7 protein-coding genes are annotated in these 11,303 nt (G+C 59.3%); 3 read left to right on the plus strand and 4 right to left on the minus strand.

Going from position 1 to position 11,303, the window contains the following annotated elements; genetic code table 11:
- Window positions 1–22 precede the first annotated feature (22 nt).
- Window positions 23–1,777: an alpha/beta hydrolase gene (locus ELE36_RS03010; protein WP_129831685.1), complete on the plus strand. Its 1,755-nt coding sequence runs from the start codon at window positions 23–25 to the stop codon at window positions 1,775–1,777.
- A 335-nt stretch (window positions 1,778–2,112) separates the two neighbouring features.
- On the opposite strand, the gene ELE36_RS03015 is transcribed toward ELE36_RS03010, so the two are convergent.
- The 3 genes from ELE36_RS03015 to ELE36_RS03035 all read right to left on the minus strand — a co-directional run bounded on the left by ELE36_RS03015 (window position 2,113) and on the right by ELE36_RS03035 (window position 6,355).
- On the minus strand, window positions 2,113–3,216 hold the full coding sequence (locus ELE36_RS03015; RefSeq protein WP_129831686.1) for a choice-of-anchor Q domain-containing protein: 1,104 nt from the start codon (window positions 3,214–3,216) through the stop codon (window positions 2,113–2,115).
- A 179-nt stretch (window positions 3,217–3,395) separates the two neighbouring features.
- Window positions 3,396–5,324: an autotransporter-associated beta strand repeat-containing protein gene (locus ELE36_RS20260; protein ID WP_165371450.1), complete on the minus strand. Its 1,929-nt coding sequence runs from the start codon at window positions 5,322–5,324 to the stop codon at window positions 3,396–3,398.
- Between the two features lie 191 nt (window positions 5,325–5,515).
- Entirely contained in the window at window positions 5,516–6,355 is an 840-nt protein-coding gene (locus ELE36_RS03035) for a sulfotransferase family protein (RefSeq protein ID WP_129831687.1), read from the minus strand.
- A gap of 1,015 nt (window positions 6,356–7,370) precedes the next feature.
- Here ELE36_RS03035 and ELE36_RS03040 point away from each other — a divergent pair.
- Both ELE36_RS03040 and ELE36_RS03045 read left to right on the plus strand, forming a co-directional pair.
- Window positions 7,371–7,694 carry a beta/alpha barrel domain-containing protein gene (locus ELE36_RS03040; protein ID WP_129831688.1) on the plus strand — a complete coding sequence of 108 codons (324 nt, stop codon included), beginning with the start codon at window positions 7,371–7,373 and terminating at the stop codon, window positions 7,692–7,694.
- A gap of 324 nt (window positions 7,695–8,018) precedes the next feature.
- The gene (locus ELE36_RS03045) at window positions 8,019–8,936 is read left to right on the plus strand and encodes an integrase domain-containing protein (RefSeq protein WP_129831689.1); all 918 of its coding nucleotides are present in this window, start codon (window positions 8,019–8,021) and stop codon (window positions 8,934–8,936) included.
- Between the two features lie 228 nt (window positions 8,937–9,164).
- Here the strand turns inward: ELE36_RS03045 and ELE36_RS03050 are convergent, their stop codons facing one another.
- Window positions 9,165–9,656 (minus strand): JAB domain-containing protein, encoded by a 492-nt coding sequence (locus ELE36_RS03050; RefSeq protein ID WP_129831690.1) that lies wholly within the window; start codon window positions 9,654–9,656, stop codon window positions 9,165–9,167.
- Window positions 9,657–11,303: the final 1,647 nt, after the last annotated feature.

An 11,303-nucleotide genomic window follows, 5' to 3' on the forward strand; every position in this document is an offset into this window, starting at 1 on the left:
TGATTTTTGTTCGGAGTTCGCCATGCATACAATCGCTCGGGTGGTTCTGTCGTGCGTGGTTTTGTCGTTCGCGTTTGCCGCGCACGCCGAACGCAATTTCAGCGGAACCACCGCATCCGGCGCGTATTACCAGATCGCCGTGCCCGATGGCTGGAAAGCCGGCGATTCGCTGATCCTGTTCCAGCACGGATTGAGTTTCGATCCGCCTGCGCCGAATCCCGATCTCGGTCCACTTAAGGATCTGCAACTCAGCGAAGGTTATGCCATTGCGGCGTCGAGTTTTCGGCAGCGCTCATGGGCGTTGTTCAGCGCACCGGACGACAATGCCGACTTGCTGGCCGCGTTCAAGCAGCAAGTGGGTACGCCGGGTGCGATCATTCCGTACGGTGGTTCGCTGGGCGGATTGATCGCGTTGAAACTTGCAGAAGATCCGCGCTTCGCTCCTGTGCCGGGCGTGTATTCGGCGTGTCCGCCCGCGGCCGGTTCGCGCGTGTGGGATACCGCGATCGACCTGCGCCTGGCCTACGATGTGGTGTGCCACGACGCCGGCGATTTGCCGACCGGAAAACAGCCGTATCCGTGGGCCTACAATCTCAACGATATTCCGGACAATCTTTCGGATCTCGAAGATCAGGCACTGCTGATTCCGACCTTGATTCCGCTGAATCGCTGCACCGGCGTCAATCTGCCGCAAGAGTTGCGCAACGGCGCGATGAAACGTCGCCTGGCGCAATTGATGGATCTTGCCCACATCAGCAGCGAAAAGTTTTTTGTCACCAACGCGGGATACGCGATTTATGCGCTGAGCGATCTCGTGCGTGCGCCCGACAAATTGAATACGTCCAACCCGTTCACCACGGTCGGCGTGGACTACAACGATGCCACGCTGAATGCCGACATTCTGCGCATCCAGGCCGATCCACTGGCGTCATTGTATTTTCGCTGGGCCTCGGATTTCCGCGGCAACATCGGCAGCGCGAAAGTGATCTCGGTGCAGACCAGTCAGGATCAACTGGTGATCCCGGCCAATCAGTATACTTTGCGACAAACGCTGCCAAGTACACAATTGACCAGCGCGATTGTCAATGAAACCACGCCGACGCATTGCGGCTTTAGCTTGGCCGAAGGAGTCTCTGGCTGGGAGGCGCTGCGCAGCTGGATTGCCGGCGGCGCGCAGCCGAGCGTCAACGATCTGCAAACCGGTTGCAACAACGCCAGCGCCGCCGGGGCGAGCGGGGCGTGCCGCTATGATGCGACCATCGTGCCGCCGAGTTTCGACAGCCAGGTGCGCCCGCGCCCGGCGAGCACCGCGCCGAACGTCGATGCGCGTTACAGCGGGCAATGGTACGACTCGAGCCACAGCGTTGCAGGCGCCATCGGCGTAATGGTTGAAGTGCTCGATGACGGCAGCGCCAACATGACGATGTTCACCTATCCGCGTGCGGGTGTCGTCGGCGCGCGTGACACACCGTCTGGCGCTCATACCTGGCTGACCGGCGTCGGCGAGGTGATCGGCAACGGTATCGAATTTCCCGATGTGCTGCTGCAAGTACCGGATGGCAGGGGCGCCATGCGCACCCAGCATTGGGGGCGCCTCGGTATGAGTTTTGATAGCTGTGAGCAAGGCAGCATGCGCTGGGATTGGTTGTCGCCAGCCAGCTCGCAAACCGTGCCGATTCAGCGGCGCACGCATTTGGACGGTATGGATTGCAGCGATACGGCAACCGCAACCAATGCGACGCAACAGCCTGCGCCAGCATCTTCGTTTTTACCGTAGTTTCTTGTTCGAGTAGCTCGACGATGCGCATCTTTCGGTGACACGCTTCGGTGTCGACAGTGCCGGAAATCAGGTCTGGCTGGCATTGGCGTACGTCGCGATGATGGCGGTAACGAAAACTGCCTTCTCCAGACCCACCGTTCGCCGAGCAAGCCGATATTGGTGACCTGTCGGCCAAACCTAGCAATGGGTCGACAGCGACTATTCGACGCCAGACGACTCAGAACTCCGTGCAGGAGAAAGCATCTTCATTTCGTTTTCTGTTGGTTCGCAAAGGCGTCATTCGACGCTGCTTGCTAGCGGTTGAATTTCGCGGCCCAGCAACGGGCGCAGCCTCACTCGAAGCCATCGACGAACACACTGTCGAGCTCCATCTCCACCGCGCCGATGTCGCAAAAATTGCCGTTGGGGCGTGGCACGCCGCGCTGGTCCGTTCCAGTGCAGTCAGCGGTGTTGACCAGCACCGCGTCGATCGCCGGACTACCGATGGGAAGCAGCCGGGTCTGCGTCGGCCCGCCGTTCTGCGCCAGTGGGTCAAGGGTCAGATTCGAATGATTGCCGTCGTTCAAGGGTGCCGAATTGGGCACACATGTGCCGTCGGTGCCGAGATTGTCGCCGGTCGACGCCAATGCGCCGCCGCCGCAGCTGCCGGCGATGATAGAGCGGCTGATCGATACCGCCCCGTAGCGGAAAATGGCATTCGAGGCGGTGCTGGTTGCCGCGGTATTGTCGATGATCGTGCTGCCGGCGATCGTCAGCACAGCTATGGTGTGGTTGTGGATCGCGCCGCCCGAACCGTTGGCGGAATTGCCACTGAGCGTGCTGTTCGTCAGGGTCAGCACGCCATTGTTGCGGATCGCGCCGCCGGCCCCGCCGAAAGTGTCAGACGATTGGTTGCCGGAAAAGGTGCTCGCATTCACCGCCATGTTTCCGTTGTTGGCGATGGCGCCACCGTTTTTCGACTGGTTATCAACGAACGTGCAGCGATCGATAACGGCGTTGTTGACGTTGTAAATCGCGCCGCCGTTGGCGTTGGAGGCAGGGGACCGGTTACCCTGGAATATGCTATCGCTCACCGCGAGCTTCGCCGTGTTGAGGATAGCGCCGCCAGTTAGGTTGTCCTGAAACGCGACGTAGCTCAGCGTCAGCACGCCAGCGTTTCTGATGCCCCGACTGTTGCGGATGCCCAGCTGGCTGATGTCGACGGTCGCACCTGCCAGCACGTTGAAGATCGTCGTGTCACTGCTCATACCATCCAGCCACAGGTCGTCGGGGCCGGGGCCCACGATTGTGAGACTCTTGTTGATCGTCAGCTCGCTGCCGGTGACTGGTATGACCGTTGGGTAGTTGAGGTTGAAAACGATCGTGTCGCCGGGTGCCGCATTGAGGATGACCTGTCGCAACGTCCCCACGCCGCTGTTAGCCGTGCTGCTGACCATGAGCGTGGCGGCCCACGACGGGGCGGGACTGATGCATACCAGCAGCGAGGCAAGGCAAAGCCAATTCGACCGCCAAAATGAATTTGTCATGGGTAATCCTTCAACTGCATTTTTGGATAAAGGGAGGTTTTGATTTCTCCTGCCTTTGGGTGAACTCACGGACGCGTGCTTCGCCAGGCTCACTGGTAGCCGTCCCTGAAGATCACATCCGACGCCACGCCAGTCACGGTGAACACCACGGCATTGCTGACGATCGAAAAGGTGCCGGTGAGATTTTGATAGCTTGAGTCGCTGATGAAACTGAAATTGCCCGGCGCAAACGCACTGGCATTGCTGGCATGGATCAAGGTGTATGCGGTGCCGACCACGGGTGGGCTGTTGCCGATGCCGAAGTGGAAGCGGTAGGTGCCCGCTGTGCCCTTGAGGAGCGAACGACTCACCAGCAACAGATCGCTACGGGCCCCGGTCGCTCCCAAGCGGAAATTCATCGTGCCGCCACCGTTCCAGGTGAAGGCACCAGTATTGAAGATGCCCACGCTGTCCTGATTGCCGGGAGCGATCGTCGCGCCATTACCCAAGGTCACCGGCCCCGCCAGACTGCCAACCCCGCTGAGCGTGCCGGCCGACACCGTTGTCGCTCCCGCGTACGTATTGAAGCCATTGAATATCAAGGTGCCGGCGCCGGTTTTGCTGACGGCGGCGCCGGTCCCGTTGCCCGGCGTGTAGCCTTGGTCGGTTCTCACGGAGGACACGCTGTCGTCGCCGATGTCGTCGGCAATGGTGTACGTGTCTTCGATATCGAACGTGGTGGGTACGCCGGACATCAGGAACAAGCCGCGGCCCGCTGCGGCACCGTTATTGGCGCCGCTACCGGCCGAGACACTGTTGCCTGCGATCCGCGCTGCGCTACCCGCGCTGCGTACCGTTACCGAGCCGCTTCGAGCGAACACCGCGCCGCCGAACGCTGCGCCGCCGCCGCCAGGCGTGCCTTGGTTACTGTAGCCCGTGCCAGTGCCGCCGCCCACGCCACCTGCGCCGCCGCTCAGGCGACCCGGCTCGGTACTGCAACCGCTGCCACCACCGCCACCGAAACCGCCGTTGCCAGCGGCAGCAACGCAAATTCCCAGACTGGGTGATTCCCCGTTGTTGCCACCGCCGCCGCCGCCGAAGCCGCCGTTGCCGCCGTTGATACTCGTGAACAACGACGCTCCGCTGCTGCCGCCGCCAGCGCCTTCCGAACCATTGCCGCCATTCCAGAGGTAACCGCCTGCGCCGCCGCCACCATTGCTGGCTGGCCCGACGGGATAGCTAGCTGGATGGGTGAAATTGTAGCCGCCGGGCGAGCCGCCACCGACCCCGCCGAGGCCCGCGCCGCCCGGGCCGGCAAGCCGTATCCCAGTCGGCGAGATCGACCACAAACCACCGTCTCCACCGGTGCCGCCACCGCCGCCCGCAACGCCAGCACCGCCATCGCCACCGAGGCCACCTCCACCACCATAATTCTTGCCGAACGTGGGGTCGCCCACGGACGTTCCACCCACCGCGCCGTTGTCGACGAATGACACGCCGACGAGGCTCAAGCTGCCCTGGCTGAATATCGCGCCACCCAATCCGGCAGCGGCGCCGCCGCCGCCGCGATAGGCAGACCCGCCGTTGCCGCCAATGGCACGGCCGCCGGTGAGATTGACGTTCTGCAACGTCAACGATGCATCCGTGTCGATGAAGAACAGGCGCAGGCTGGTCCCGCTGGTCGCACCGGCGGGCTGCGCCTGCAAGGTCACATCGCCCGGGTTGGTTGCGGCGATGGTGATGGACTTGCCGCTAATCGAAAACGCGGTCGGGCCGGGAAATCCGCCGTTGTTGCCCAAGTTGTGCACCGGGATGGCGACCGGGCAACCCAGAGCTGCGCAGGAAAATCCGATGGTGTCGCCATTGCCCGCTTGGCCGATGACGTAACGCAGCGAACCGCTGGTGCCTGTGCCAGTTGCCGAATCCAGCGCGTTATTGACGGTGTAGGTGGTCGCACCGGCAGGGGCGGCGGCGAACAGCGAAACCAGGGCGGCGTTGATGAGCGCGGCCATCCTGTTGGGATGAAACGGTGTTTTCATGATCTTCCTCCACGTGTTGCAGTGGGCGGCATCGCCCCCTGTTCATTCGAACGACGAAACGGGCGCGGGACTGCCATCGGATGTCGATGCGCACGCGAACGAAGGATCGGGTGCTGGCGCGGCCCGAGAACTTGGCCAAGCCGTGAGGCTAGCGACCAGTTCGAGAATCGACGAGGTCCCTAGCGCCGGCCTCACGTCTTCGTGGCCTTCAATTCCCAGCCTGGATAGAAATGCTCGTAGAACCACGGGTAGGTTTTTTCCAGCTCGCTCTGGATTCGCGTCGGGATGTCATGCGGTGCAGGTTCGAGGATCGACATGCGTTGCGGGTGTGGGTATTTGTGCCGGTAGTGACTGTCGCTTTCGTGTGGACGCACGCGAAGGTGCTGCGGATCGAAACGGTGGGGCTCGGCGCCAATGAACGTGTAGATTTCCTGCATCGTCGCCAGCGGATCACTTATCAGGCGCTCGAAGATCACCAAGTGGATGCGTTGCTGGACGGCTCCGGGCAAGTCCTGCACAGCCTCGATCGCGTGCAGCGAGCTGCCGATTACACCTTCCTTGGAGAACAACGTATCGGCGCGACTGTAGCGATCCTGGCCGCCGGTGTGGTCGGCGAAATCGATCAGGATCGTACGCTGGTGTTGTGCCTCGATCGAGCCATAGATCTGGCCGAGGTCGCGTACGCAGATGAGCAGGCGGGCATCCGGTTGGACATGTAGCAGATAGTCGATATTGCGCAGCCAGCCGCGGTTCTTGTCGATCACCACGTCTTTGTCGCAGTGTTGGTACCAGCCGCCCATGAAACCGCGCGCAGCCGCGGTTAGCTGACCGTAGACACGTTCGAAATCGACATCGAGTTGGGCCAGGAAGAACTCATCATCACTAATCCCGTGGCGCAGACGCAGCATGGCCGAACATAACGGCGAGCTGTGTCCATCGCTGTGGATTTGTGGATGTTCGGCCAACAACTGGCAGAGCAGGGTGGAGCCGGCGCGAGGCAGGCCGGAAACACCGACGAAGCGTGGAGTCATGGCGGGATTTCGCTAGAATCGTAAGTCGAGGCAGTCTACTCGATCCGGCCAGGAGCCTTGCTGGGCCAGCCCCCGCGACATGTCGGCGCCGAACGTGCGATACCACATCATCCGGCGTCAGCTCGATTGCAGATATTGTTACGAGGCTCGCACGGATCATCCGGTATGCACTCTGTCTTTCTCCAGTTTTCGATGGCCGAAACCCTAGCTGGTACAGTATTGCTACGCAAGCGTCGGAAGTGTGCGGGATTCGTCAGGAATAGTCAGGAATCTATGGGCAAGCAAAATCAAATACACACGACTAAAGTCGCGCTGCAGAGCCCCTGGAAATTCTGTGTGGCACCGATGATGGACCGTGGTGGCGCACTTTTTTCTTTTGCAAAATCGCTCACTTAGATCGTCCCGTGCCCTCGCAGGAGCACTTGTGGATCATTGAAACGCGGAATATTGTCGTCTGCCGGAAGACCCGGCAGCAAAAAGAGAGTGGCGCAAAAGGTGGGGGGACTTGCGCTGTAAGCGGTTGGCGCAGTAGGCTTGGCTCGTGTTACGCCCGACCCCGAAAACGGTGAGTCGTAGGTGACGCAAAAGTTTTATGGTGGCTGCGTCCATAACGCAGCGATTAAAGCCCGGCCACACCACCTGCACCGGGCACGCTCTTCCAAGAGTGCGGTGGCCAGAGAGCAGCACTGCTGTTCGACTTGTACGACAGCCTAAGGGTTCTTGCCCGAACGGCGTGTGATATTACCCTCAGCTGCGCTTGTCGCCGCATTCCTAGGTCGACTGCTGTCCGACGTTTCTGTTCGATTCGTCGAAAGCCTTCCATTTACGCATGTCACTTTGCGGCCGTTTTGGCGCTTCGTGTGCGCGTGTTTTCGACAGTTTGGGCTTCCGCCCAACCCCCTGAATAACGGCAGCCAACGCCGGTCCTGATCTTTTGCAACGGGCGAATGTGGGTATCCGATTAGTAAATTTTATAGCGACGAAAAGTGATCACTTCAGACGAAGGAAAATAGAAATGACAACAAAACAAGCATCCGACGAAACCGTAAATGGGAAGCATGAAATGAAAGATTCAATGGATCAAGAATATGACCCGAAAAAGTTGTATCGGTGGGATGGCAGGGAGTTTATTGCCATTGAGACGAACGACGTCCCGAAGCTGCCAGTGACCATGGAGGCGTTGGAGGCTGTAAAGGACGTGCGTTCTGCGGTATCGAGAATCATGGCTACCCGGCCTGATCTCGCGATTGTCGCAAGCGCGATGTTGCTTGCAGCGGCGAAACAAGGAGAGATCGCCCAGTTCGTCAAAGAGTACGGCGCACGCATCTATTCGATGTAGGCGTCTGCACACTGCTGCGCGTCATGGCCGCAAGGCAAGTGAGTGTCGGTCACGGTTCCCGTGATCGCGCAAGCTTCCGCAGGCGCAACCGTTGTATCCGCCGATGGCAGGTGGATGCGCTGCAACGGAGCAGTTGCATTGAAGAAATATCGGGTTTACGGAGACCCAGCCTCGTAAGAGCCTTTGTTGATTGAGGGAGCAGTTATTCGCGGGAAACCGCGGTAGGTGCTGCACGTAAACGCTAATGTTCAGCCAGGGCGCCAAAGCCCGAATCGCGCGACATGGAGAACCAAAACGTATTTCATAAACCAAGAGGTGTATGTGATGAAAACGGGATGGAAAGGCAGTCTTGCCGCGGTGCTATCGGTACATAACGCGACAAAATTCAACGGCACCACGGCAAGTGCGGCTACGCGAGACAAGCGGTCCGATGTTCTGTTTGCAGGCTTCGAGGAACTCCGATCTCTTGGATTTCGGTTGGAAGATGTGCGCTCCTTTCGCGGCGCGCATATGAAAGCACTGGGCCAACACTGGGAGAAAAACGGCATGTCGCCGTCAACGCTGCAGGGAAGGATCTCTATCTTTCGCTTGTTTAGCGCGTGGATCGGCAAAGAGGGCATGATCGAGGCAAGTTGGAAGTATGTTGAATCGCCGGTATCTGTACAGCGCACCAGCATAAATCGCGTCGATAAAAGTTGGACTACAAAGGGCGTCGACATTATGCAAAAGATCGCAGAGGTAGGAGAGATCGACGAACGCGTTGCGATGGCGTTGCAACTTCAGGCAGCCTTTGCTCTGCGGGCAAAGGAGGCTTACATGCTGCGCCCTCACCTCGCGGATCAAGGCTCCGTTCTCGCCATCTCGCGCGGGGCAAAGAACGGACGTCCACGGACGCTAAAGATCGAAACCGAGTTTCAGCGCGAAACTTTGGAAGAAGCGAAAGCGTTGGTGGGCGGAACGACCGAATCAATCGGCGATCCCCATCTGACGCTCGCCCAGGTGAAGACACGCTACTACATCGTTTTACGACAAGCCGGGATCACGCGAAAGAACGGGATCACGTCCCACGGATTGCGCCATCAAGTGGCCAATGACCAATACGAACAACTGACTGGATGCGCTTCGCCGGTAAGAGGCGGAGTTAATTCAAATGCACAACTTGATCATCTTGCGCGCATGAATATTGCGGAAGATCTTGGGCATAGTCGGGAAGACATCACGACGCGTTATTTGGGGCGTTAGCGAGTGCGACTCGAGCAGGGCGCGGGTGCCCGCGCAATCACAACCATTGTTCGGGTGGGGAATGATCAAGACACTGGAACTGTTGCGTGGACGTGTCGTTAGAGATCATCGTCGCCGATGCCAGACCGTCGGCATCGTTTCGAGCTTTTAGATGCAAGTGCATCGGTATGCCCTGATCGCATAGGTTGCCTCAGCGCCCCCTGCGTTGGTCACAGTTCGTATGTAGCCTCAGACCCACCCGCGCTCGGCCAGTGACACCGTGCGGTTTCCACCGACGACGATGTGGTCCAAAACCCGCACGCCGACCAGTGCCAGCGCATTCTTGAGTTCCGTGGTGATGTGCTTGTCGGCTTGACTCGGATCGGCGACGCCACTGGGGTGGTTGTGGGCCAGGATGGCCGCCGCGGCGTTGTGCTTCAGTGCGGAGCGAATGACCTCGCGGCAGTGAACGCTGCACCCATCAATGGTGCCTTGGAACAGGGCTTCGACTGCGATGACGCGGTTGCGTTGGTCGAGCCACACGATGTGGAACTCCTCGTGCTCCAGATGGGCTAGGCGGGCGGTGAGGAAGGCGGCGGATTGGCTGGGTGAGCCCAAGGTGTCCAGGCGTTCGAAGCGAAGGCGCAAGATGGTCTCAGCGGCCTGGAGGATGTCGGCCTCGGTGATGCTAGTTTTGGTGGCTTTGCGGTAGGTGCCTTGCGTGTCGCGGATGAGGCTCATATGCGTCGGTTCCCATCGACGCTGGATTGCGCCGGTGAGATCCGGTGACCCCGCCGATGGGCGTCCCGCGCACCTGCAAGGCCGCAACGCAGAGGAGGACACGCCCGCAGGGCGTGTTGCGCTGGTCGCAGGCGGGGTTATGGTGCTCACAGATAGGCGCTATCGCGTTCGAGGGCTGCCAATTTTGATGGGTCCGATAAAGGCTCAAAGCCGTCTGAGTCTCGCTGCCTGAGACGATTGTGCTGGACGATGTGCTCTTCTGACCGAGGGGGCTGGGACCATGCGCCGGGAAATACGAATGATGTTGCGGCTCTGCCGACCGGCGTTGATGGTGGCATGCGTGTCTGGCGCGGCCTTTGCGGCGGGGTGGCGGGCATCGACTCAACCCTTGCTGGAAGCTTTGGCCCCCATTTTGTTCGATGCGGGACTCGCGGGCATTGTTGGCACCGGAACGTGCCTGATGTGGGCGTTGTGGCGTTACTCTCGATGGCGTCGAGGTCGCGGGGTCGTGTGTGACTGCGATGGATTGCTCGGCGCTCAATTTGCAGGCCGGTATGGACCGTACCGACGATGCTTAGCGTGCGGCGACGCTGTTTTGCAGCACCGCTCCGGATAGCGAGAAATTGGCATTAGGGATTCTGGTTTTGTGATGAACTTCCGTGCGGACCATTCAACTGACGAAGCGATCGGCGGAGTACGGTGCCTTGAGTTCTTCAGGAATCGATTGCTCACCCACAAAGAATTTAGCTTGGATAGGACGCCCTGATTTTTCTTTGTGGTCGAAGTCCAGGACTTTTCGAACGAATGTAGGTGATGCCGGATCAGCTGAGCTTGGCTACAAGCAGATGGTAAATTTAAAGGCACCGTCACGCTACATGTGGGTACAACTTTCTAGCCGATCTTGACAACGCTGTGCCATGGTCGCAACTGCACGAGGATAACGAGCCGTAGGATATCGAAGGCGCGTATCGAAGGGGACTTCGCACGGTGGGTCTGGCGCGAATGCTGCCCATCTACTTCCTGAAATATGGGAAGTTCTGCGCCTACAAACGAGGATTGATCAGACGAATCGTAGACGCGCAGCAACGACTATTTCGATGATGCGACAAGAGGATTGTTTGAAGAGAGTTGCTGGCTGCGGCAACTAGCGCAATGAAACATTCAGCATAAGATGCGTCACCTACGACTCACCGTTTTCGGGGTCGGGCGTAACACGAGCCAAGCCTACTGCGCCAACCGCTTACAGCGCAAGTCCCCCCACCTTTTGCGCCACTCTCTTTTTGCTGCCGGGTCTTCCGGCAGACGACAATATTCCGCGTTTCAATGATCCACAAGTGCTCCTGCGAGGGCACGGGACGATCTAAGTGAGCGATTTTGCAAAAGAAAAAAGTGCGCCACCACGGTCCATCATCGGTGCCACACAAAGCACCCTTGCCCCATAAGACCCTGTTCTTTCGACCGATTTTTGACTGGCTTGGCTTATCAGCTCGGGATCTCTTTTGCTCCAAAGAGCAGGTAAGAATGGCTATGCCTTTGCATGTGTGAATGGTGCCCTGGTGTTGCCGGCGTTCAAGCTGACATCAGGGGAAGCTCCGCACGCTGGTCAACCCGGCGACGACGTTTCCGTCTAAAGCTCGCCGAGGGGCG

The sequence above is a fragment of the Pseudolysobacter antarcticus genome, assembly GCF_004168365.1.
Classification (GTDB): Bacteria; Pseudomonadota; Gammaproteobacteria; order Xanthomonadales; family Rhodanobacteraceae; genus Pseudolysobacter; species Pseudolysobacter antarcticus.